Annotated in this window: 23 protein-coding genes and 1 riboswitch; of the genes, 12 read left to right on the forward strand and 11 right to left on the reverse strand. The window is 58.4% G+C overall.

All coding sequences use genetic code 11. From position 1 onward, the window contains the following. The first annotated feature begins 48 nt into the window (after window positions 1-48). Window positions 49-168: riboswitch (SAM-I-IV-variant riboswitch) on the forward strand. A 55-nt stretch (window positions 169-223) separates the two neighbouring features. From AD949_RS11955 to AD949_RS11975, 5 genes are all read left to right on the forward strand, one after another. Continuing rightward, on the forward strand, window positions 224-1,264 hold the full coding sequence (locus tag AD949_RS11955; RefSeq protein WP_048836058.1) for a threonine aldolase family protein: 1,041 nt from the start codon (window positions 224-226) through the stop codon (window positions 1,262-1,264). Between the two features lie 134 nt (window positions 1,265-1,398). Continuing rightward, window positions 1,399-2,400, forward strand: a complete 1,002-nt coding sequence (gene bioB / locus AD949_RS11960) for a biotin synthase BioB (RefSeq protein WP_048836177.1) — start codon at window positions 1,399-1,401, stop codon at window positions 2,398-2,400. A gap of 45 nt (window positions 2,401-2,445) precedes the next feature. Further along, window positions 2,446-3,090, forward strand: a complete 645-nt coding sequence (queE, locus tag AD949_RS11965) for a 7-carboxy-7-deazaguanine synthase (RefSeq protein WP_048836057.1) — start codon at window positions 2,446-2,448, stop codon at window positions 3,088-3,090. A gap of 3 nt (window positions 3,091-3,093) precedes the next feature. Beyond that, window positions 3,094-3,822, forward strand: a complete 729-nt coding sequence (gene queC / locus AD949_RS11970) for a 7-cyano-7-deazaguanine synthase QueC (RefSeq protein WP_048836056.1) — start codon at window positions 3,094-3,096, stop codon at window positions 3,820-3,822. After that, window positions 3,815-4,339 carry a 6-pyruvoyl trahydropterin synthase family protein gene (locus tag AD949_RS11975; RefSeq protein WP_048836055.1) on the forward strand — a complete coding sequence of 175 codons (525 nt, stop codon included), beginning with the start codon at window positions 3,815-3,817 and terminating at the stop codon, window positions 4,337-4,339. Before queC ends, AD949_RS11975 begins: the two co-directional genes overlap by 8 nt. Window positions 4,340-4,434: 95 nt before the next feature. On the opposite strand, the gene AD949_RS11980 is transcribed toward AD949_RS11975, so the two are convergent. After that, the gene (locus AD949_RS11980) at window positions 4,435-5,934 is read right to left on the reverse strand and encodes a malate:quinone oxidoreductase (RefSeq protein WP_048836176.1); all 1,500 of its coding nucleotides are present in this window, start codon (window positions 5,932-5,934) and stop codon (window positions 4,435-4,437) included. A 56-nt stretch (window positions 5,935-5,990) separates the two neighbouring features. On the opposite strand from AD949_RS11980, the gene AD949_RS14250 reads away from it, so the two are divergent. Both AD949_RS14250 and AD949_RS11985 read left to right on the forward strand, forming a co-directional pair. Further along, the gene (locus tag AD949_RS14250) at window positions 5,991-6,131 is read left to right on the forward strand and encodes a hypothetical protein (RefSeq protein ID WP_169795431.1); all 141 of its coding nucleotides are present in this window, start codon (window positions 5,991-5,993) and stop codon (window positions 6,129-6,131) included. Window positions 6,132-6,195: 64 nt separating this feature from the next. Next, window positions 6,196-6,627, forward strand: a complete 432-nt coding sequence (locus AD949_RS11985) for an OsmC family protein (RefSeq protein ID WP_048836054.1) — start codon at window positions 6,196-6,198, stop codon at window positions 6,625-6,627. Between the two features lie 3 nt (window positions 6,628-6,630). Here AD949_RS11985 and aroC read toward each other — a convergent pair whose 3' ends face one another. Together aroC and fabI are read right to left on the reverse strand one after the other, a co-directional pair. Beyond that, on the reverse strand, window positions 6,631-7,701 hold the full coding sequence (gene aroC, locus AD949_RS11990; RefSeq protein ID WP_048836053.1) for a chorismate synthase: 1,071 nt from the start codon (window positions 7,699-7,701) through the stop codon (window positions 6,631-6,633). Between the two features lie 8 nt (window positions 7,702-7,709). Then, window positions 7,710-8,549 carry an enoyl-ACP reductase FabI gene (fabI, locus tag AD949_RS11995; RefSeq protein WP_048836052.1) on the reverse strand — a complete coding sequence of 280 codons (840 nt, stop codon included), beginning with the start codon at window positions 8,547-8,549 and terminating at the stop codon, window positions 7,710-7,712. Window positions 8,550-8,719: 170 nt separating this feature from the next. Here fabI and pdxH point away from each other — a divergent pair, with 170 nt between their 5' ends. Both pdxH and AD949_RS12005 read left to right on the forward strand, forming a co-directional pair. After that, entirely contained in the window at window positions 8,720-9,355 is a 636-nt protein-coding gene (gene pdxH / locus AD949_RS12000) for a pyridoxamine 5'-phosphate oxidase (RefSeq protein WP_048836051.1), read from the forward strand. A gap of 64 nt (window positions 9,356-9,419) precedes the next feature. Further along, window positions 9,420-10,298, forward strand: a complete 879-nt coding sequence (locus AD949_RS12005) for a universal stress protein (protein WP_048836050.1) — start codon at window positions 9,420-9,422, stop codon at window positions 10,296-10,298. A gap of 154 nt (window positions 10,299-10,452) precedes the next feature. Here the strand turns inward: AD949_RS12005 and AD949_RS12010 are convergent, their stop codons facing one another. From AD949_RS12010 to AD949_RS12045, 8 genes are all read right to left on the reverse strand, one after another. Next, complete coding sequence (locus AD949_RS12010; protein ID WP_048836049.1) at window positions 10,453-11,256, reverse strand: MBL fold metallo-hydrolase; 804 nt, start codon at window positions 11,254-11,256, stop codon at window positions 10,453-10,455. A 17-nt stretch (window positions 11,257-11,273) separates the two neighbouring features. Continuing rightward, window positions 11,274-12,062, reverse strand: a complete 789-nt coding sequence (locus tag AD949_RS12015; protein ID WP_048836175.1) for a TatD family hydrolase — start codon at window positions 12,060-12,062, stop codon at window positions 11,274-11,276. Between the two features lie 69 nt (window positions 12,063-12,131). After that, a complete protein-coding gene (metG, locus tag AD949_RS12020; RefSeq protein WP_048836048.1) occupies window positions 12,132-13,673 on the reverse strand; it encodes a methionine--tRNA ligase in 1,542 nt (513 codons plus the stop codon). Next, the gene (locus AD949_RS12025) at window positions 13,670-14,617 is read right to left on the reverse strand and encodes a DNA polymerase III subunit delta' (RefSeq protein WP_371277349.1); all 948 of its coding nucleotides are present in this window, start codon (window positions 14,615-14,617) and stop codon (window positions 13,670-13,672) included. The genes metG and AD949_RS12025 overlap by 4 nt, the downstream gene beginning before the upstream one ends. A gap of 3 nt (window positions 14,618-14,620) precedes the next feature. Then, window positions 14,621-15,259, reverse strand: a complete 639-nt coding sequence (gene tmk / locus AD949_RS12030; RefSeq protein ID WP_048836047.1) for a dTMP kinase — start codon at window positions 15,257-15,259, stop codon at window positions 14,621-14,623. Window positions 15,260-15,262: 3 nt separating this feature from the next. Continuing rightward, window positions 15,263-16,474: a D-alanyl-D-alanine carboxypeptidase family protein gene (locus AD949_RS12035; RefSeq protein ID WP_048836046.1), complete on the reverse strand. Its 1,212-nt coding sequence runs from the start codon at window positions 16,472-16,474 to the stop codon at window positions 15,263-15,265. An 8-nt stretch (window positions 16,475-16,482) separates the two neighbouring features. After that, complete coding sequence (locus AD949_RS12040; RefSeq protein ID WP_048836045.1) at window positions 16,483-17,361, reverse strand: septal ring lytic transglycosylase RlpA family protein; 879 nt, start codon at window positions 17,359-17,361, stop codon at window positions 16,483-16,485. Further along, window positions 17,358-18,359, reverse strand: a complete 1,002-nt coding sequence (locus AD949_RS12045; protein WP_048836044.1) for a lytic murein transglycosylase — start codon at window positions 18,357-18,359, stop codon at window positions 17,358-17,360. Before AD949_RS12045 ends, AD949_RS12040 begins: the two co-directional genes overlap by 4 nt. A gap of 225 nt (window positions 18,360-18,584) precedes the next feature. Here AD949_RS12045 and AD949_RS12050 point away from each other — a divergent pair, with 225 nt between their 5' ends. The 3 genes from AD949_RS12050 (at window position 18,585) to AD949_RS12060 (ending at window position 21,127) form a co-directional block, all read left to right on the forward strand. After that, on the forward strand, window positions 18,585-19,160 hold the full coding sequence (locus AD949_RS12050) for a DedA family protein (RefSeq protein ID WP_048836043.1): 576 nt from the start codon (window positions 18,585-18,587) through the stop codon (window positions 19,158-19,160). 47 nt (window positions 19,161-19,207) lie between these two features. Continuing rightward, window positions 19,208-20,287: an ATP-grasp domain-containing protein gene (locus AD949_RS12055; protein ID WP_048836173.1), complete on the forward strand. Its 1,080-nt coding sequence runs from the start codon at window positions 19,208-19,210 to the stop codon at window positions 20,285-20,287. A gap of 294 nt (window positions 20,288-20,581) precedes the next feature. Then, window positions 20,582-21,127: a DUF2867 domain-containing protein gene (locus AD949_RS12060; protein ID WP_048836042.1), complete on the forward strand. Its 546-nt coding sequence runs from the start codon at window positions 20,582-20,584 to the stop codon at window positions 21,125-21,127. The last annotated feature ends 36 nt before the right edge of the window (window positions 21,128-21,163 follow it).

Here is a 21,163-nt window from a genome sequence, read left to right on the forward strand (position 1 = left end):
TCGCCAATAAACTGTTGTGTTTTCATGTCGATTATTTATGAGAAGATTTAGAAGCATCAAGAGTCAGGCCGACGCCTGACACCAACCTGCCTCCGTGCAAGGTGGTGCCTTCCCTGTCTGACAGTGTGAAGGGATGTGGCCAGAAGACCGGCAATATACGGACCCATGCCACGCGCGTCGTCGCTTTGTCTTTTGGTCTCGCACCGTTTTGAAGAGATCAAACATGACACAGATCACCCAACAGTTTGCCAGCGATAACTATGCCGGAATCTGCCCTGAGGCCCTTGCCGCCATGCAGGAAGCCAATCAGGGCTACGTGCCCGCTTACGGCGAAGATATCTGGACAACCCGCGCGGCTGATACTTTCCGGACGCTGTTTGAAAAAGACTGCGATGTCTTTTTCGCCTTCAACGGCACAGCCGCCAATGCGCTTGCCCTCGCCTCGCTCTGCCAGTCCTACAATAGTGTGATCTGCTCTGCGCAGGCGCATGTGGAAACAGATGAATGCGGCGCACCGGAATTTTTCTCTAACGGTTCCAAACTGCTAACTGTCCCGACACAAGGCGGCAAGTTGACGCCGGATGCCATTCGCGCACTGGCCACCGGCCGCACTGATATTCACTTCCCCAAGCCGCGCGCCGTGACCATCACCCAGCCCACGGAAACGGGGCAGATTTATACACTGGCGGAAATTCAGGCCATTTCTGCTGTCTGCCGAGAGCTTGGCCTCCATTTACACATGGACGGCGCGCGCTTCGCCAATGCCTGCGCCGCGCTTGGCTGCTCCCCTGCTGACATGACATGGAAATCCGGCGTAGATGTGCTGTGTTTTGGGGGCACCAAAAACGGCATGGCGGTGGGGGAAGCCATCCTGTTTTTTGACCGCACTCTGGCGGAAGGCTTCGACTACCGCTGCAAGCAGGCCGGACAACTAGCCTCTAAAATGCGGTTTCTGGCGGCCCCTTGGATTGGTGTGCTGGAAAGCGGTGCATGGCTACGGAACGGACAAGCGGCCAATGCCGCCGCAGCGCATCTGGCGCAACAGATTACGGCTCTTGAAGGGCTGGAATTGATGTTTCCTGTGGAAGCCAACGCCGTTTTCCTGAAAGCCCCTCCAGCTCTGCTGGATGGCCTGCGCGAAAAAGGCTGGCGCTTCTACACATTTATCGGCGGTGGGGCGCGCTTCATGTTCGCGTGGGATGCGGATCTGGCACAGGTCGATACGCTGGCGAGTGACATTAAAACCCTGCACGCTGCCCTATAGCCGCAAAAGGACTCCTGCTTGGTCCGGGCTAGACGACGAGGTCGGGCCAGCCCTCCTTTTTCGCAAGGCTGGCCTTGCTGATGCAAAGCGGATATGTTCAGTCCACTTTCCACATAAAATCTGGTTCTTTGCGCATGCCTGACGGTTCTTCTCCTGTAACGCGTTCTTCCTCAGTCTCCCTGCCGGAAATCCGTCATGACTGGACGGTGCCGGAAATTCAGGCTCTGCTGGACCTTCCGTTTCCAGAACTGATGTTCCGTGCGCAGGCCACGCACCGGGCGCAATTTGACCCGACGGATATGCAGATTTCCACCCTGCTTTCCATCAAGACCGGCGGCTGCCCGGAAGACTGCGCCTATTGCCCGCAAAGCGCCCTGCACGAAAAAAGTGTCAAGGCCGAGCGGCTGATGGCTGTGGACGCCGTGCTGACGGAAGCCCGCAAGGCGAAAGACGCTGGCGCGAGCCGCTTCTGCATGGGGGCCGCATGGCGTTCCCCCAAGGACCATGATCTGGAAACCGTCTGCGCCATGATTGAGGGCGTAAAGGGGCTGGGCTTAGAAACCTGCGTGACGCTGGGCATGCTCGATGCCGGACAAGCTGGCAAACTGCGTGACGCCGGGCTGGACTATTACAACCATAATCTGGATACCTCGCCGGAATATTACGGTGACATCATCACCACCCGCACCTATCAGGACCGGCTGGATACGCTGTCCAATGTGCGGGATGCGGGCATCAATGTCTGCTGCGGCGGTATTGTCGGCATGGGGGAAAATGAAACAGATCGCGCCGGGCTGATTGCCGCCCTCGCCACCCTGCCAACACACCCGGAAAGCGTGCCGATCAACCTGCTGGTTCGCGTAAAGGGCACCCCATTAGGCGAGTCTGAAGAAGTGGATCCGCTGGATTTTGTTCGCATGATTGCCGCTGCCCGCATCACCATGCCCAAAAGCCGCGTGCGTCTGGCCGCAGGCCGTGAGGATATGAGTGATGAAACACAGGTTTTGTGTTTTCTCGCGGGTGCCAATTCCATTTTCTATGGCGAACGCCTGCTGACCACGCCAAACCCACAGGCTTCGCGTGACCGCAAGCTGCTCGACAAGCTGGGTATGCATACAACCGGCATTTCCGTCTAAAATGTTTCTTGCATTCCGCTCCTGATCTGCGTCAGGTGCTATCGCATGTCGTATATGGTCAAGGAAATGTTTCTCACCCTACAGGGTGAGGGTGGACAGGCTGGGCGGCCAGCCGTCTTCTGTCGTTTTGCAGGGTGCAACCTATGGTCTGGTCGGGAAGCTGACCGGGCCGAGGCCATCTGCCAGTTCTGTGATACCGATTTTATCGGCACGGACGGAGAAGGCGGTGGGAAGTTTGAAACGGCTGAAAAGCTGGCTGACACCATCGCCCGCTTCTGGCCGGAAACCGGCAAGGCCATGACGGTGCCGGGTCTGGTCGTCTTTACCGGCGGCGAGCCTCTGCTCCAGTTGGACGCCCCGCTGATTGAGGCCATGCATGCCCGCAACTTTACCATCGCGGTGGAAAGCAATGGCACCCTGCCCGCGCCGGATGGGGTCGACTGGCTCTGCATCAGCCCCAAAGCGGGCGCGCCACTTGAACAGACCAGCGGCATGGAACTCAAACTGGTTTATCCGCAACCGGGGCTAGACCCGGCTACGCTGGAGCAGCTCAATTTCAAGCATTTCTGGCTGCAACCCATGGATGGCCCGAACCAGCATGAGAATACACAGGCCGCCATACGGTACTGCCTCACCCACCCCAAATGGGGCCTTTCTTTACAGACCCACAAGCTGACCGGTATCCCTTAAGCTATGTCCAAGCCTCTACGCGCCCTTGATGAAGCCGCTCTGGTCCTCTTCTCTGGAGGTCAGGATTCCGCCACCTGTCTGGCGTGGGCATTGGCCCGCTTTGGGCGTGTGGAAACACTGGGCTTTGACTACGGGCAACGCCACGCTGTGGAACTGGACTGCCGGGAAACACTGCGCGAGGGCTTGCGTAAACAAAATCCGCTCTGGAAAGAGCGGCTAGGCATGGACCACACTCTCGCCCTTGGCGCGCTGGGCGATATTTCTGAAACGGCTCTGACCCGCAACGCCGAAATCACCATGGAAAAAGACGGCCTACCCAACACGTTTGTGCCGGGCCGCAACATTATTTTCCTGACATTTGCCGCAGCCCTCGCCGCCCGGCGGGGTATCCGCCATATCGTCACCGGCGTTTGTGAGACGGATTATTCGGGCTATCCCGACTGCCGGGATGACACCATCAAAGCCGTGCAGGTCGCCCTTAATCTCGGCATGGACTCGCGCTATGTCCTGCACACGCCGCTGATGTGGATTGATAAAGCCGAAACATGGAAGCTGGCTGAAGAACTCGGCGGCCCCGCTCTGGTCTCGCTCATCAATCAGGAAAGTCACACCTGTTATCTGGGAGACCGCGGGACCATGCACCCGTGGGGTCATGGCTGTGGGGAGTGCCCGGCCTGCGCCCTGCGCCGCGCTGGGTGGGAAGAGTATGTGGCGGAGAAAGCCCGTGCCTGATCTGGTTTTTACCCGTCGCTTTTCCATGGGCCACCGCCTGATTCACGGAGCGAGCGAAGCCTGCGCCCTGCCCCATGGGCATAATGAGTTTGTGACCGTACGCCTCAGCCCCACTCACGCAGCGCGGCTGGATGGCAAGGGCAATATGCCCGTCTCTTTCCAGCGGGCAAAAAGCACATGGCACCGCTTTGTGGATGAAAAGCTGGACCACGCCCTGCAACTGGCGGAAGACGACCCTCTGCTGGCATGGTTTCAGGCGAATGAACCCGCCCGCGCCCAGCGTATTGTCATCACCCCCGGTGACCCGACGACCGAACTGATGGTCTGCCTGATGATGGCAAAGCTCAGCGCGTTTCTAAAAGCGGATGGGGATATGCTGCGCTGCACAGAAGTCTCTCTACAGGAAACACCGACCAACACAGTGACATTCAGCGGTGACCCGGCGGACATGATTCCCTCCGGACGCGCCCCTGAATCCTGCTGGTGGCACCGGGCGGATATGTCGATTTCCGACTGACCACCACACCCGCTCCCAGCACATAAAGTTTCAGCCGCACCGGCCCTGCCCGTCCATCTGGCTAGATGGCGGGCAAGGCCCGAAGGCGTCTGGCGTCAGACGTCTCCCAGTTGCAGGGTTTTTGTGGTTTTATCCCGCAGTTCAGCACACAATTCCGGATTGTTAGCCAGCGTCTGGCCATAAGACGGGATCATGGCTTTTAGCTTCGCGTCCCATTCCGGCAGTTTCTCGGCAAAGCATTTTTTCAGCACCGTCAGCATGATGGGTGCGGCAGTCGATGCCCCCGGAGAAGCCCCCAGCAGTGCGGCGATAGAGCCATCCTTGCTGGAAATTACTTCTGTCCCAAATTGCAGCACACCGCCCTTTGCAGCATCTTCCTTGATAATCTGCACGCGCTGCCCGGCGACAACCAGTTCCCAGTCCTTGGAGCGGGCGGTCGGCACAAAGTCGCGCAACGCGTTCATCCGCTCACTATTGGACTGCATGACCTGCTGGATCAGATACTTGGTCAGCGGCCAGTTATCTTTCGCAACGGCAAGCATCGCCTTGATGTTATTCAGCCGGATGGAACGAGGCAGATCCATAAGGGAGCCAAATTTAAGGAAACGGGTTGAGAAGCCCGCATACGGCCCGAACAGTAAGGCTGGCTTGCCGTCAATCATCCGGGTATCCAGATGCGGCACGGACATGGGCGGCGCGCCCACAGAAGCCTTGCCGTAAACTTTTGCGCGATGCTGCGCCACAATTTCCGGATTGGTACAGCGCAAGAACTGGCCGCTGACTGGAAAGCCGCCCACACCTTTTGATTCCGGAATACCGGTTTTCTGGAGCAGAGACAGCGCCCCACCACCAGCACCAATAAAGACAAAGCGGGCATTAACCGTGCGCTGCGTGTTCTGGCGCAGATCCTGCACCAGAATCTGCCACCGGCCATCCGGACCGCGCTTGATGTTCAACACATCATGCTTGGTGTGCAGGGAACATCCGCCAGACTCCGTCAGATAGCTGAACAGCAGGCGCGTCAGCGCACCAAAATTAACGTCTGTCCCATTCAGGCTCCGTGTAACAGCCAAAAGCTGCCCCGGCGGCCGGGCTTGCATGACCAGCGGCATCCATTGCGCCAGCTGCGCAGGGTCTTCGGAATACTCCATCCCGGCGAAAAGCGGGTGTGCACTCAACGCCTCATGGCGCTTACGCAGGAAGGCAACATTGGCCTCCCCCCACACAAAACTCATATGCGGGACAGGCGTAATAAAATCACGCGGTGAGGCAATAATCTTGTTTTCAACCAGATGAGACCAGAACTGGCGTGAGATCTGGAAGGCCTCATTCACAGCCACGGCTTTGCTGATATCCACGCTACCATCGGCTTTCTGGGGCGTGTAATTCAGTTCACACAGCGCGGAATGGCCAGTGCCCGCATTATTCCACGCATCCGAGCTTTCTTCCGCCACGTTGTCCAGACGCTCGAAAATGCTGATACGCCAGTCCGGCTGTAACTGGCGGAGGAAAACCCCGAGGGTGGCGCTCATCACGCCTCCACCAATCAGGACAACATCAACGGATGAAGAAGAATCGGTCGTGGTGGAACTCATCATGGTCTCCGCATTCTCAGCCCATTTCTTCCCAACGGCAGCAGGAGGAAGGCAAAATGCGCTCCGCTCGCCGTGGTGCCTGCTCCGGCGCAAGAGCAGGTGTTAAGGTAACCCGTGTGGTTATGGACTTTATCCTATGCCACAACTTCCGCCTGACGCAGTTCTCATCTCTGCGAGAGCGGAGCAGCATTGCATGAACTTAACGGCAGGAGGAGCGTTTCATACACTCTCATCCCGACAGAGAATAAAGGATTGCAGTCCATGGCGATTAAAAAATACGGCACTGCCCACTGGGAAGGCCCGATTAAAGAAGGGCATGGCACCGTTTCCACTGAAAGCAATGCGCTGAAGAACCAGCCTTACGGCTTTAACACCCGCTTTGAAGACAAACCCGGCACCAACCCGGAAGAACTTCTGGGCGCTGCGCACGCAGCCTGTTTTTCCATGGCGCTTTCTCTAATTCTGGGGAACGCAGGCCTTACGGCAAACTCTATCGACACCAAGGCGGAAGTCAGCCTGACCAAGGTTGCCGATGGTTTTGAAATTGATGCCGTAGCCCTCACGCTGGAAGCCAACGTGCCCGGCGCCACGGCGGAGCAGTTTCAGGAACTGGCCAACAAAGCCAAAACCGGCTGCCCGGTTTCCAAGCTTTTCAAGGCCCGCATTACGCTGGACGCAAAACTGATCGGCTAAACCTCAGCCGACCTGCCCACGATGCCGCAACAGATGGTCTGCCAGCACGCAGGCCATCATGGCTTCCCCAACCGGCACAGCCCGAATCCCGACACAGGGATCGTGGCGGCCTTTGGTAATCACCTCTTTATTCTCACCATCCCGCGTGACAGACGGCACCGGGGCCAGCATCGAGCTGGTCGGTTTGACCGCAAACCGCGCTACAATTGGCTGACCGCTGGAAATGCCGCCCAAGATACCGCCAGCGTGGTTCGCGCCGAACGCAATCTCACCATTTTGCATGGAAAGCGGGTCTGCATTTTCAAGGCCGGTCAGGGCCGCGGACGCAAAGCCATCGCCAATTTCCACACCTTTGACGGCGTTGATGCTCATCAAGGCGGCAGCGAGATCGGAATCCAGCTTACCGTAAATCGGCGCACCCAGACCGGCAGGCACGCCCTCCGCTACAACTTCAATCACCGCGCCAATGGACAGACCCGCCTTGCGGATACCCGCCAGATACTCTTCCCATTCCGGCACACACGCCGCATCTGGGCAAAAAAACGGGTTGCGCGTGACTTCGGCCCAGTCCCAGCGGGAGCGGTCAATTTTATGCGGGCCGAGCTGGACCAGTGCGCCACGAATACGCACCCCCTGCCCTAGCACCTGCCGCGCAATGGCCCCCGCAGCAACACGGCACGCCGTTTCACGCGCGGATGAGCGCCCGCCGCCACGATAATCCCGGATGCCGTATTTCAGGTCATAGGTGAGGTCCGCATGGCCGGGGCGATAGGTCTGGGCAATATCGCCATAGTCACGGGACCGCTGATCCGTGTTTTCAATCAGGAGGGAAATCGGCGTGCCGGTTGTCTGCCCATCAAACACGCCAGAGAGGATGCGCACCGCATCCGGCTCTTTCCGTTGCGTGGTAAAGGCTGACTGGCCCGGCCGCCGCAGGTCCAGAAACGGCTGAATGTCCGCCTCGGTTAACGGCAGACGTGGCGGGCAGCCATCCACCACACAGCCAATGGCCGGTCCATGGCTTTCACCCCATGTCGTGACGCGAAAAAGATGACCAAAGCTGTTGTGGGACACAGTAAACCTCAGTCGCCTGATACAGAAATATCCGGAGCCGTGGGGTTTTTCATCCCCACAATATTGTAGCCGCAGTCAACGTGGTGGATTTCACCCGTGACACCGGAAGAGAGGTCAGAGAGCATATAAAGCCCAGCGCCACCCACTTCTTCCAGAGCCACGTTGCGTTCCAGCGGCGCGTTATACTGGTTCCACTTCAGAATGTAGCGGAAATCCCCAATCCCGCTGGCCGCCAGCGTCTTGATGGGCCCGGCGGAAATGCCGTTAACGCGAATGCCATCCCGGCCCAGATCAGCCGCCATATAACGCACGGAGGCTTCCAGCGCCGCCTTGGCAACACCCATAACGTTGTAATGCGGCATAACGCGCTCAGCACCCAGATAAGTCAGGGTCAGCAGAGATCCGCCGTCCTTCATCAGCGCGGACGCCCGCTGGGCGACAGCGGTAAAGGAATAGCAGGAAATATCCAGAGCCGTCAGAAACGCCTCACGCGGGGTATCCACATACCGCCCGCGCAGGAACTGCTTGTCGGCCCAGCCAATGGCATGCACCACAAAATCCAGTTTGCCCCATTCGCGCTCCAGCGTGGCGAATAGCTCGTCCAGAGCGGCATCATCCGTCACATCACATGGCAGGACCAGAGAGGCGCCAATGCTTTCAGCCAGCGGCTTAACGCGCTTGCCAAGGGCTTCCCCCTGATAGGTGAAAGCCATCTCGCCGCCCTGCGCCGCCACGGCCTGAGCAATACCCCAAGCAATGGAGCGATCATTGGCAACACCCATTACCAGACCTTTTTTGCCCTGCATCAATGTGCCCCGGGCGGGCAATGTGGTGTTGTGTGAAGACATGCTGTGACCTCGACCTGTCTATTGAGACTACTCTGAAACGTGTAGCGGTTGGTCGCATACCACAGCGTGCTAAACAAGACCAAAGCGGTTGCTAACGCTTCAAACCGTTCTTCCGTTTCGATACAAAGCGTGAAGAACGTCTTTTTTTTCGATGCTGAAAGAAACAGAGCATGACTGAATCCACGTCTTCTTCCGCTCTAGAGTCCTCATCAGTGCTGATCGACTTCACCGCCGATCCGTTCACCCTGTTTTCCGCATGGATGCAGGATGCTGAAAAATCCGAGCCCTCTGACCCGAACGCCATGGTCTTGGCGACCAGCACGCCTGATGGCCACCCGTCCGCTCGTATCGTTCTGCTGAAAGGCATGGATCGGCGCGGCTTTGTTTTCTACACCAATCAAGATAGCCGCAAAGGGCACGAACTGGCGGAAAATCCCCACGTTGCCTTGCTGTTCCACTGGAAAAGCCTGCGGCGGCAGATCCGGATTGAAGGGGGTGTCACCCCCGTCACGCCAGAAGAGGCGGATGCCTATTTTGCGAGTCGGAGCCGTATCTCCCGCATGGGTGCCATTGCGTCCGACCAATCCCGCCCGCTGGCGGACCGCGCCATTTTTGAGCAGCGCTTGAAGGATGTGGACGCACGGTATGAAGGGCAGGACCTTATCCCCCGCCCCGCCAACTGGTCCGGCTACCGCGTCTCTCCCAAGTGTTTTGAATTCTGGCAGGAAAGACCCTACCGCCTGCATGACCGTGCGACTTGGACGCGTGAGGGAAACAACTGGAATGTCACGCGTTTATATCCATAACTCTTGTGGAACAAGATTATCCTTTCGGCCAGCCCGATTCCTGTAGAGGCGGAGAATAAAAACAATGAAAGACGTCCGTAAAATCCTGCTCCCCATGGTGAGCACCTCCAATGGAGAAGCCGCGCTAACCCGTGGCTATAATTTCGCCCGTCGGTTTGGCGCGCATCTGGCTGTGCTGCATGTCCGCCCGGATGGCCGGGACATCGCACCGCTGGCTGGCGAAGGTCTGTCCGGTGCCATGGTGGAAGACCTGATGCGTACCGCTGAGCATGAAAGCTCCCGCCACGCGCAGGAGGTCCGCGCTCTGTTTGAACGCTTTGTGGCGGCACATCCGGATATTGAAGTCATCTCCCCGCACTCTTCCTTCCCGTGGGATAAGGCGAGCATCAGCTTTAACATTCTGAGCGGCGCGGAAAGCGAGATTGTCCCCGCTCACGCCCGCCTGTCTGACTTTACGCTGGTACCCCACCCCGATTCCGGGGCAGAGGTCTCTTCTTCAGAAACACTCCACGCGGTGCTTTTTGACAGTGGACGCCCGGTTGTCATTGCTCCCCGCACAACGCCTACGGGCATGATCAAACGCGTGTGCATTGGCTGGAACGGCACGGCAGAATCATCATCCGCCCTGCGGGGCGCTCTGGCATGGGCTCATACGGCGGAAGCTGTCCGTGTGCTGCATTGCGAGGATTATCAGCGTCGCGGCCCCAAGGCGCGGGATGTGATCGACTATCTGTCCTTCCACGGCATCAAAGCCGAAGCCGTGGAGTTTCCGCCTGTTGACCGTGATGTTGGCAAAGGCCTGCTTGCCGCCTGTCATGATTTTGGCGCGGATATGCTGGCAATGGGCGCTTATTCCCACTCCCGCCTGCGTCAGCTCATTCTGGGGGGGGTGACTCGCTACACGCTGGAACATGCCGACCTGACTGTGCTGATGAGCCGTTAAAATCGGCTTCCCAGCAGCCACATCCAACCTCCCCGTGATAACCCGTATGATCCGGGGAGGATATTAAGAAAAACTCGTCAGGTTTTTACAGAAAACTGCCCGTGAAAGGCCGGAGGATAGGTGCTGATGCCAGATTACCGGCTAGAAAGCGATTTCAGCCTTTTTCTGGGTCTGGCAGCGTAAAACTCAACCCATCCCATGCGGCCTCAACACCATCTGGCAGATTATCGCACATCCAAGCCCAGTCCATGTCTGGGCCAAGGTGGGTTAGAATCACCCGGCGGGGCTGAACGCGTTCTTTCCATTCCAGAACCCGGTCCAGCCAAGCATGGGCGCTGTGCGGCTGCTTCTGGAAGCAATCGACAATCCACGTATCAACCCCGGCCAGCACCTCAAAAGACGCCTCGGGCAATTCCACAACATCCGTGCTGTAAGCGAAATCTCCGCATCTCAGGCCGCCGGATTCAATACGACCGTGGTTCTGCGCGAACAGCGAGACTTTATATCCACCCATCACCACATCCCCATGCAGAGGCACCGGCTGCGCCTCAACCACCGCCCGGAAAAAATGAGGCGGTGTCCATGGCCGAAAGACATAATCAAAGCGTGTCTGGATTTCTTCCAGCACGAAGGCGGTCCCAAAGGCCGTGATTGGCTGTCCGATAACGCGGTTAATGCCCCGCACCTCATCCAGCCCGGCAATATGGTCCGCATGAGCGTGAGTATAGAAAATGGATTTGAAGGCGCTGATCCCGTTAGCCAGCAACTGGGCGCGGATATCAGGCCCGGTATCCACCAGAATTCCCTCGCCATCTTCCATCTGAATAAAGAGAGATGCGCGGCTGCGTCTATTCCGGGGCTCGGCAGGATCGCACTGGCCCCAGATGCCGTGGCCATCGTCGCCACCCAGCATTGGCACCCCAGCGGACCCGCCACACCCCAGAATTGTTACCTTCATGCCGTCTGCTTCCCTGTTCAGACCGCCTTGCGGAAGAGACGGAAAAAATTATCGGTCGTCATCTGCGTAAACGCGGCCAGATCCTGCCCGCGCTCCTGCGCAAGGCAGGCTGCGGTATAAGCCACATAAGCCGGTTCATTCCGCTTCCCCCGGCGTGGCACGGGGGCGAGATAGGGCGAATCGGTTTCCACCAAAATACGGTCCGCTGGCAGGTCTCGCGCAACCTCACGGAACTCCCCGCATTTCGGGAAGGTCGCAATACCCGAGAAGCTGACAGAGCCACCCAGTTCCACCACACATCGGGCCAGATCCACACCAGATGCAAAACAATGCAACAGAATGGGGAATGCCCCCTTTTCTGTCTCTTCCCGCAAAATCTGCGCCACATCGTCATCCGCCTGACGGGCATGGATGATGATGGGCACATTCAGCGCACGCGCTGCCCCAATATGCCTGCGGAAGCTCTCATGCTGAAGCGGCCTGATCTCTTCCGCTCCATGGAAATAATCAAGCCCGCTCTCGCCAATGCCAACCACTTCCGGCGCATCGGCAATCGCAACAATCTCATCCACAGACGGCACGGGGCCTTCTTCCACGTGGTCCGGGTGGGTGCCAACCGTGCACCACACCTTTACATCTGGTGTGCCAAACCCTGTCAGACGTTTCTGCTCATCCGCACGGGCCAAACGGGTGCCTATCGTCACCATCCCGCTGACCCCGGCATCTCTGGCCGCTGCCAGCAAGGCGGGCATTTCCTCATCCGTATAATGGTCCAGATGACAGTGAGAATCGATCAGTCCGGTCATAACGCTCTCAGAGGCTGTTTTTAACATTTAGAGATGAAGGCTGTGGGGCGTTCTGAAACAGGCGCTCAGTCACGCAGGGTCGGCTGCTTCCACATAGCGCGGGAAAATGCCCTGCGGCGCGGGCAACTGGCGGCCACCCGGCAGAGGCGTTTCCAGCGCGGCAAAAGTCCGTTCCTCTTCCGCAACACCAAGCTGGGTCAGCATCCGGTCCATGCTCTGCGGCATGTAGGGCTGAAGCATGGTGGCAATACCCCGTAGCGCATCCACCAGCACACGCAGCACGTCGCTCATCCGTTCCGGGTCGGTCTTTTTGAGCGCCCAAGGAGCCTGATGGTCGATATAGGCGTTACAGGCGCGGATAATCTTCCACACATCTTCCAGAGCGTCCGTCAGGGCGCATCGGTCCATCTGACTTGCCATCAACTCCGGCAGCACCGCCACATGGTTGAGAAGGTGTGTGTCCTCTTCCGTTAAGGTGCGCCGCTCCGGCAGAATGCCGCCGCAGTTCCGCGCCACCAGAGACAGCGTGCGCTGCGCGAGGTTGCCCAGATCATTCGCAAGTTCAATATTATTCCGCATGATCAGAGACTTGCGGGACAGATCACTATCTCCGCCAAACGGTACTTCCCGCAGCAGGAAGAAGCGCACGGTATCCAGCCCGAATTCCTGCACCAGATCACGCGGGTCCACGACATTGCCCAGAGATTTGCTCATCTTCTGGCCTTCAACCGTCCACCAGCCGTTTGCAAAAATCTTCTTCGGCAGTTCAATCCCGGCAGCCATCAGGAAAGCGGGCCAGTAAATGGCATGGAAGCGGGCAATATCTTTGCCCACCAGATGCTGGCTGGCAGGCCAGAAGCGTGCGCGAGGGGCTGACGTATCCGGGTAATCCAGTGCGCTAAGGTAGTTTGCCAGCGCATCGAACCACACATACATCACATGCGCCGCATCCCCCGGCACCGGGATACCCCAGTTGAAGCTGGTACGGCTGATGGACAGATCCCGCAGCCCCTGCTTCACAAAACTGACAATCTCGCGCTTCATCCCATGTGGGCCGAGGAAGTCCGGGTTGGCCTCATAATGGGCCAGCAGACGGTCCTGAAAGGCGGAAAGACGGAAGAAGTAGGATGGCTCCTTCACCCATTCAACAGGCGCGCCAGTCGGGGCGACTTTCTGGCCGTCCGGGCCGTCAATCAGTTCGTCCTCACCATAGAAACATTCATCACGCAGCGCGTACCAGCCTTCATACGCGCCCAGATAAATGGCGTCATTCTCCGCCACTTTCTGCCAGAGCGCCTGTGCGCCTTTGATATGGCGCGGCTCCGTGGTGCGGATAAAATCATCGTAGGAAATCGCCATGGCATCCGCCATGCTGCGGAAGTCATCAGACACCCGGTCGGCAAAGGCTTTTGGTTCCACGCCCGCTGCCTGTGCTGCCTGCTCTACTTTCTGGCCATGTTCATCAGTGCCGGTCAGGAAAAACACATCATCCCCAGCCAGACGATGGAACCGGGCCAGCACATCCGCAGCCACGGAGGTATAGGCATGGCCAATATGCGGCGCGCCGTTCACATAATAGATCGGGGTGGTGACGTAGAAAGGCCGGGTCATGCAATACTCGCAATAGTCATGGCTTCGAGAAGTGTTTCCTGTTTATCGAGATTAAAGCGTTCCGTCTCGCTTTGAAGACGCATGATCGCTTCCCACGCATCAGCCAGAGCCGTGCATATAGGGTTTCCCTGCCGCGCGGCCAAGCGCGCGCGTTCCTGAAGACAATCCGATAACAGGCTGAAAAATAAATTAAAACCGTCCTCTTTGCGGAGAACAACCTCCGCAATCTCATACCCTCGGCTTGCGGAAACCCCGTTCAGTGTTTCTTCCACCAGACCCGCAATCTGACCATTCTGATCAGCCAGAAACGCAACAGCCCGGCCCGGTGCGCCGTGCGCTGCCGCCTGCACGCGGCTGAGTTCTTCCGTGGAGGCTTCGGGCTGGCTCTCCCGCAGAACGGCCATCATATCCATAGGGGCCAGCGGTTCCAGTTCCAACCGACGACACCGGCTCCGTATGGTAGGCAGCAGACGCCCCGGCGCTGAGCATGTCAGTAACAGGACAGCCTGTGGCGGTGGTTCTTCAAGGATTTTCAGCAGCGCGTTGGCTGCACTCCGGTTGAGCCATTCCGCACCATCAACAAGAACAACGCGCCACCCGCCTTCCGCCGCCGTACGACGCAAGAAAGCGTTGATAGGCCGCACTTCATCCGCGACAATCTCGCCACGAAAGCGCTGTTTTTTTTCGTCAAAGCTGCGGCTGACAACCAGAAGGTCAGCGTGTGTCGCGGCTGAAATGCGGCGGCCTGCCGGGCTTTCTGGCTCTTCTCCGCCCAGAATAATTCGGGCGAGCCGAAACGCAAAAGTCGCCTTGCCAATACCCGGTGGCCCAGTAATCAGCCAAGCATGCGGGAGACGACCACCTTCAAAGATTTTTCGAAATGCCTTAAGGGGAGCCTCGTGCCCATGCAGGTGCAGGGAAGCCAAACGCGGGTCACCCACCACAGCTTAAACTCGCGCAAAATGAGAAAGAATATCTTTCACAATCAGGCTATTAAGAGATTCTTCTGCCTGTGTATCCGTGTTTAACCTACGGATACGCCCGGTGTTGTAGCGGGCAATTTCGCGGAACCCGGCGCTCACACGGGCGTGGAACGCTTCGTCAGACTGCTCATACCGGTCAACCGGGGCACCGCGCGCAGCCAGACGCAACCGTGCAATATCACGCGGCACTTCCAGCAGAAAAGTCATATCCGGACCACGCCCCAGTTGGCTCTGCAGGCGAGAAATCATATCCAGAACATCCGGATCTCCTTCCGCCCGCCCATACCCCTGATAGGCCATGGTTGAATCCGTGAATCTGTCACAGATCACAATCTGCCCTTTGTCCAGTGCGGGTATAATCATCTGATCCAGATGGTCCGCACGGGCGGCAAAATGCGTCAGGATTTCCGCCCGTAGGGAAAGCGGATTTTTGCCAAACAGCAAAAGCTGTCGCAAATCTTCCGCTCCGGGAGAGCCTCCCGGCTCCCGCGTTGTCAGAACATCATACCCCAAAGAGGCAAGAGCGGACTGAAGAAGCCGCAGTTGGGTGGATTTCCCCACCCCTTCGCTGCCTTCCAGTGTGACAAACAGACCTTTTGCCATAACTCAGAGATGCAGACGGCGCGCTGCACGCCCCAGCACACCAAGAGCAGGCACACTCTGCCCCGCCACAACCGGCACCAGAGCCTGCCGCCCACCGGGCAACATAACCGTCAGTTGCCCGACCGGCTGCCCTTGCTGAATGGGAGCAGCCAGCGGTCCCTGATAATCCAGAGACAGATGGGTGCCATTCCGCCAGCCATGCGGCAGCATCATCGTGAAGTCCTGCGCGGCGACCAGCGGCACGGTCTGGCTGACACCCATCCAGACAGGAGCCTGTTCCAGCACGTCCCCTTTGGAGACGATGGTAGCGGACTCGAAGTTGGCAAAGGCCCAGCCCATCAGGCGTTCACCCTCACGCGCGCGGGACCCATCCGTCGGCAGGCCGTTAATCGCCATAATGACGCGACGCCCTTCCCGCTCGGACGATGCGCAGAGGCCAAACCCACCAGCCTCAGTGTGGCCGGTTTTCAGGCCGTCAGCCAGCCCTTTGACCACCAGCGCATTGCGGTTCGCCTGACGGATTTTGTTGAAGAAAAACTCTTTTTCCGAGAAATAATGATAATATTCCGGGAAATCATGAATCAGCCGCAGCGCCAGATAGGCCACATCGCGGGCGGTCATGTAATGGTCTTCCGCAGGCCAGCCGGTCGCGTTCATGAAGTGCGAGTTGGTGAGACCAAGCTTGCCCGCCATCTCGTTCATCAGAGCGACAAACTGCTCTTCAGACCCGGCAATGCCTTCCGCCAGCACAATACAGGCATCATTGCCGGACTGGATGACCATGCCCTGAATCAGGTCCTGCACAGGAATGCTCTGGCCAAGCGGCACAAACATGCGCGAGCCCTGCATCCGCCATGCGCGCTCACTGACCGGCAGAGCCTGATCCAGCCGCAGGCGACCAGCCTTGAGCATGCTGAACGTGACATAAGCCGTCATCATCTTCGTCAGGGAAGACGGGGGCATGCGTTCATCCGCTGCTTTTTCCAGCAGGGTCGCGCCACTCTTATAGTCAATAATACAAGCCCAGCGCGCCAGTGTATCCACCGGGCCGACAGGCGTTGTCGCAGGCGTTTGAGCGACCGCATCCGCTTGAGGCGGCGCGGCAGCGGCCGCATGTGGGTGCGCTCCTTTTGGCTTGCGGGCAAAAGCAGTCAGAGAGTAGCTGCCTGAGAGGAGGGCAGCGCCCCCTGCGAGAAGTAACCGTCGAGTTTGCACGTTCTTTCCTATTCGACGACGATATGAGATCCGGTCAAGCCATCAGCGAGTGCGCGCTTCAGGGCCGCATCCGCGTCGCTTATAGTCGTAAAAGGTCCTTGTCGGACAGCCCACATCTTGCCCTGTGGCGTAAAAGAAGGCCAGACCACACCTCCATTCTGCGCAGCCAGCCTTGCAGCCGCGCCACGTCCCGTGAAATCTGCAAATTCAACCCAGAGTTGGGTGGCAACAGGCTGCCCCTGCCGCCATTGCACGGGCAAGTCCGGCAACTGGAGGGGCTCTGCACTTGCGACCTGCCCCGCAGACGCAGCGCGAGCCTCCGCCGCTGTCGTTATGGCCCTTGTTTGTGGAGATGCTGGCCCGCTGCCGAGGTCCGTTTGGGTCACGACACCCCGCGGTGCCGCACTAATTTCCAGCATTGGACCACCGGGCAGCACTTCGCCCAGATGGCGGCTTGCGGCTTCATCCTCCACAATCCGCACGCGCGCTGGCCCTACCCCCATCCCCAGCAGATCAGCCGCTTTACGGGAAAGCCCCAGAACCCGTCCGGCTTCTGCCGGGCCGCGATCATTCACGCGAATGGTTACTTCACGCCCGTTATCCAGATTGATGACGCTCAAGACCGCAGGAAGCTGCAAGGTCGGGTGACTTCCCGTCATGGAAAGCGGATTACGCACTTCTCCATCCGTCGTAAGAGACGGGCCGGAGTCTGCCTGCCGCACCGCCAGCCCCATAGCCTGATATGCAAAGTTTTCTCGCGGATACATCCACGCGGTTCCGGCCCGCCACGCTGGCCCCACCACATAATGCACATCAGGCTTGACGACGGGTTGCGGCCGGGAACAGGCCGCAACGCCCACACAACAGAGAAGAACGGCTTTTTTCACACCACGGCACTACCCAGAAGACCAACACCCAGAGCATAGAAATCAGACGGGTTATACCGCCGGATAACATTGAAGTTGTGGTACACCATATAGGCCTCCCCCCCAACGCCATCTGGCCGGATAACAGCGCCACTCAGCCCCATATTGGTAAAATCACCCCCGCCCTGCGGGCGCACGCCCTGCGTTGCCCAGTAGGACACCGGACGCATGATGGACCGCCCGATCTGCCCCTGCTCAATGGTCTCAGGCACATCAACGGCCTCCCCCCACGGCTGGCCAGCAATCCAGTGGCACTTGGCCAGATAGTTGGCAATGGAGGCGAAGACATCCCCTTCATTATTCCAGATATCGCGGCGGCCTCCGGCGGGGAAACTGGCCGCATACTGCTCATACGCACTGGGCATAAACTGCGGCTGCCCCATGGCCCCGGCATAGCTGCCCAGCATTCCGGCGGGCGTAATGTCGCCCTGCCCCAGAATCGTCAGCGCCTTGAACAGTTCCGCACGGAAAAAAGCGGCGCGCCGCCCGTCATAGGCCAGAGTCGCCAGCGCATCGACCACATGGAACGTGCCCATCTTGGTGCCATAGGCGGATTCGAGTCCCCAGATCCCGGCAATAACGCCCCGGTCCACACCGTAAAGCTGGCTGATCTTCCCCAGCAGCGCCTCGCGTTTGCTGACAGCCGCCTGCCCGTCTGAAATCTTTTTATCGGTAATGACCCGCGCTTTGTATTGCGCCCATGTCAGGGTAAATTCCGGCTGATGACGGTCTGCTTTCAGCACTTTCTGGTTGGGCTCCGCTGTCAGCGCCAGTGCCTCGTCCACTAGAGCAGCGGAAAGGCCATGGCTGATCGCTTCGCGCCGCACACCGGCGAGAAACGCGGCGTAACTGCCCTGCTCAGCCGCAGAGGAGGACCTTGCTGCCTTGCTTTTCGCAAAAGCGGGCGTCGCCACAGCGGCAGACACAGCCCCGCATACCAGAAACTGTCTTCTCAGCATTTTGTATCAGCCTTGCTATTCGTCACATGAACCCTGTGGGACAGACTAACACTTTATCCTCCCACATCCTGCCTGTCTCCCGGATACGGTTGCTCCGGGGGTTTCCTGCCCTATGCCGCGTCTATATCTGGCGTCGTGCTTGACATTCATGTGTGTGGAGCCTCCCTTTCTCCCCCACTTCCTGCTACGCCACCCTGCACTCCGACCTGTGGACCTTTCTGCTTTATGCCCGGATCTCTGGATCACTTTCTTGAACTGACAACAGCACACCCGCTTATTCAGGTTCTTATCGTTATCCTTGCCACGTTTATTCTTGAAGACGCGGCAACAGTTCTTACGGCCATTCAGGTCAAGCTGCACACACTCGCTCCGGGCACAGCTTTAATTGCGCTTTATGTCGGAATTGTTGCCGGAGATGTTGGGCTTTATGGCTTGGGCTATCTGGCTGCGCGCTGGCCACCGGCCCGCAGATGGATCAACACGCCAGAGCGGGACATGCAACGCCGCTGGCTGACAGAAAAGCTCTTCAGGGTGGTGTTTATCAGCCGCTTTGTGCCCGGCACCCGCCTGCCGCTCTATACAGCCTGCGGGTTTTTCAATGCTGGTTTGCATACGTTCACACTGGCCACCATTCTCGCCACCATGATCTGGACATCCGCCCTGTTTGCGCTATCGCTGCACGTTGGTGGGTTTCTGCTGGCTCATCTTGGAGCGTGGCGCTGGGTCGGCATTTTCGGCTTTGTGCTGGTCATCATCATTATGGGTCGCATTGCCACCCGCATTCAGAGGCAGGGAAAATGACCCATCTGTCCACATCCTCCTCCCTCGACGCGGTGCCCACATCAGCAATGCCGACAGCAGCAGAACCAACCCGGCGCAAATCTGGCTCGCCGCTTTCCAGTTTTGAATTCTGGCCGGGCTGGGCATTTTACACACCAGTCGTCATTTACTGGATTCTACAGGGCATCCGCTACGGGGATTTCAGCACGCCGACCGCCGCCAACCCCCGGATTGAAACAGGCGGCCTGTGCTGTGAGAGCAAAAGCAGCATTCTGGATATGGCTGGCAGCGTGGCCTCCCGCTGGATCGCGCCTTACACGACGATACTCACCGGAACGGACGACACACACCGTGCGCTGGATGCGCTGGCAGAAAAAGGCCTGAGCGTACCCGTCGTGGTCAAACCCGATATCGGCTGCAACGGCACGGGCGTCAAACTCGCCCGCACGAAAGCGGACCTGACCGCCGCTCTGGCCGCGTTCCCTCGCGGGATCAAACTGGTGCTCCAGCGCCTTATTTCTTACCGGCATGAAGCGGGCCTGTTCTATATCCGGCACCCGGACAGTCCTCGTGGTGAGATTTCATCCCTCACCTACAAGGATATTCCCATGCTAGTGGGTGACGGGCGCTCATCGGTTCTGGACCTGCTCAAACAGGACCCGCGTACCAGCCTGCTGCTCCATATCTATACCCCGCGCCTGCAATCCCGCCTGAATGAGGTGCTGCCCCGTGGGAAAACGCTGGACCTCGTTTTTGCGGGCAATCATTGCAAAGGGGCCATTTTCCGCAATGGTGCCGCGGACATCACCCCCACTCTGGTCAACCGGCTGGACGAGATCATGCAGGACATTCCCGATTTCCATTTTGGTCGGGTGGATGTGAAATTCGAGTCTGTTGAAGCCCTCCGTCAGGGCGAGAAATTCGAAATTATCGAAATTAACGGCGTCGGCTCGGAAGCCACGCATATCTGGGATTCCAGCACCACACTCCGCGAGGCCTATGCGGCGCAATTCCACCATTACGGGGAAACCTTCCGCATCGGCGCCAAGAAGAAAAAGGAAGGCTGGAAATCCAGCGGTCTCTGGCACGGTGTGCGCCTGTGGCGGCGACAGAAGCGCCTGCTGGCCTCTTACCCGATGAACGATTAACGGTTGACGGTCATAAACGCGCACAGCACCGCACCCATGACAGAACTTGCTCCGCCGATCCATCAGCGGGACACGCCCCTCAATACTCATAGAGCGTGACCGATCAGGTCACTACGACGCTTACCCGCAAACTGAAGCAGGGTGCGGCAATATGGACCGCGTGGCGATCTCCCTCACCAGCAAGGAAGCAACCGCACACTGCGCGATGCGCTACGGAACGATCCTTTTATACGATCGAGAGACTGGCCCTATATAGACTGGCCCGCGCATCGGAGAGAGGGAGAGAAAGCACCGATGAACCCGCTGGACGATATCCTGCCGCGCTTCGACTTCAGAGAACGGCACAGCATTGACATTTCCGCCCCGGACGGCCGCATCATGCAGGCTGTCACTGCATGGCGGAGTGAAAACGATCCACTTGTCCGCGCAGCCATCCGGTTGCGGGAACTGCCCGCCCGGTTACTTGGCCACAGGCGGCAAAGAACTCTGGACCTCTCCGATTTCACGCTACTGGAACAACAAGGCAATTCAGTCCTGATTTACGGCCTCATCGGCGCGTTCTGGCAGGCAGGGTACGGATTGTGCACCGTCCCTTCGACTGACGCATTTCTTGCCCCCCGGCAGGACGATGTCTGCAAGCTCGCCCTCGGCTTTACCATCCAGCCGGGGCCGGGGCGTTCCCACCGGCTGGTAACAGAAACACGTGTGTTCTGCGTCACAGACCGAGCTAGACAGCGTTTCATGCCTTATTGGTATCTAATCCGGCCGGTCAGCGGGCTGATCCGCCGTCGCATGCTTGCGGCCATTCGGGACCAGTCCGAAACTCTGCGCGGTCCCTAACCCCGAACAAAAGCCCCGGGGACACTTTGATATGGC

This window comes from Acetobacter orleanensis, from assembly GCF_001581005.1.
In the GTDB taxonomy this organism is placed as follows: domain Bacteria; phylum Pseudomonadota; class Alphaproteobacteria; order Acetobacterales; family Acetobacteraceae; genus Acetobacter; species Acetobacter orleanensis.

Excerpts from the sequence above, each read along its gene's own strand:
- AD949_RS11955 (WP_048836058.1), top strand. The coding sequence starts at position 224 with ATGACACAGATCACCCAACAGTTTGCCAGCGATAACTATGCCGGAATC.
- bioB (WP_048836177.1), top strand. The coding sequence starts at position 1,399 with ATGCCTGACGGTTCTTCTCCTGTAACGCGTTCTTCCTCAGTCTCCCTG.
- queE (WP_048836057.1), top strand. The coding sequence starts at position 2,446 with ATGTCGTATATGGTCAAGGAAATGTTTCTCACCCTACAGGGTGAGGGT.
- queC (WP_048836056.1), top strand. The coding sequence starts at position 3,094 with ATGTCCAAGCCTCTACGCGCCCTTGATGAAGCCGCTCTGGTCCTCTTC.
- AD949_RS11980 (WP_048836176.1), bottom strand. The coding sequence starts at position 5,934 with ATGAGTTCCACCACGACCGATTCTTCTTCATCCGTTGATGTTGTCCTG.
- AD949_RS14250 (WP_169795431.1), top strand. The coding sequence starts at position 5,991 with ATGCGCTCCGCTCGCCGTGGTGCCTGCTCCGGCGCAAGAGCAGGTGTT.
- AD949_RS11985 (WP_048836054.1), top strand. The coding sequence starts at position 6,196 with ATGGCGATTAAAAAATACGGCACTGCCCACTGGGAAGGCCCGATTAAA.
- fabI (WP_048836052.1), bottom strand. The coding sequence starts at position 8,549 with ATGTCTTCACACAACACCACATTGCCCGCCCGGGGCACATTGATGCAG.
- pdxH (WP_048836051.1), top strand. The coding sequence starts at position 8,720 with ATGACTGAATCCACGTCTTCTTCCGCTCTAGAGTCCTCATCAGTGCTG.
- AD949_RS12005 (WP_048836050.1), top strand. The coding sequence starts at position 9,420 with ATGAAAGACGTCCGTAAAATCCTGCTCCCCATGGTGAGCACCTCCAAT.
- AD949_RS12010 (WP_048836049.1), bottom strand. The coding sequence starts at position 11,256 with ATGAAGGTAACAATTCTGGGGTGTGGCGGGTCCGCTGGGGTGCCAATG.
- AD949_RS12015 (WP_048836175.1), bottom strand. The coding sequence starts at position 12,062 with ATGACCGGACTGATCGATTCTCACTGTCATCTGGACCATTATACGGAT.
- metG (WP_048836048.1), bottom strand. The coding sequence starts at position 13,673 with ATGACCCGGCCTTTCTACGTCACCACCCCGATCTATTATGTGAACGGC.
- tmk (WP_048836047.1), bottom strand. The coding sequence starts at position 15,259 with ATGGCAAAAGGTCTGTTTGTCACACTGGAAGGCAGCGAAGGGGTGGGG.
- AD949_RS12045 (WP_048836044.1), bottom strand. The coding sequence starts at position 18,359 with ATGCTGAGAAGACAGTTTCTGGTATGCGGGGCTGTGTCTGCCGCTGTG.
- AD949_RS12050 (WP_048836043.1), top strand. The coding sequence starts at position 18,585 with ATGCCCGGATCTCTGGATCACTTTCTTGAACTGACAACAGCACACCCG.
- AD949_RS12055 (WP_048836173.1), top strand. The coding sequence starts at position 19,208 with ATGCCGACAGCAGCAGAACCAACCCGGCGCAAATCTGGCTCGCCGCTT.
- AD949_RS12060 (WP_048836042.1), top strand. The coding sequence starts at position 20,582 with ATGAACCCGCTGGACGATATCCTGCCGCGCTTCGACTTCAGAGAACGG.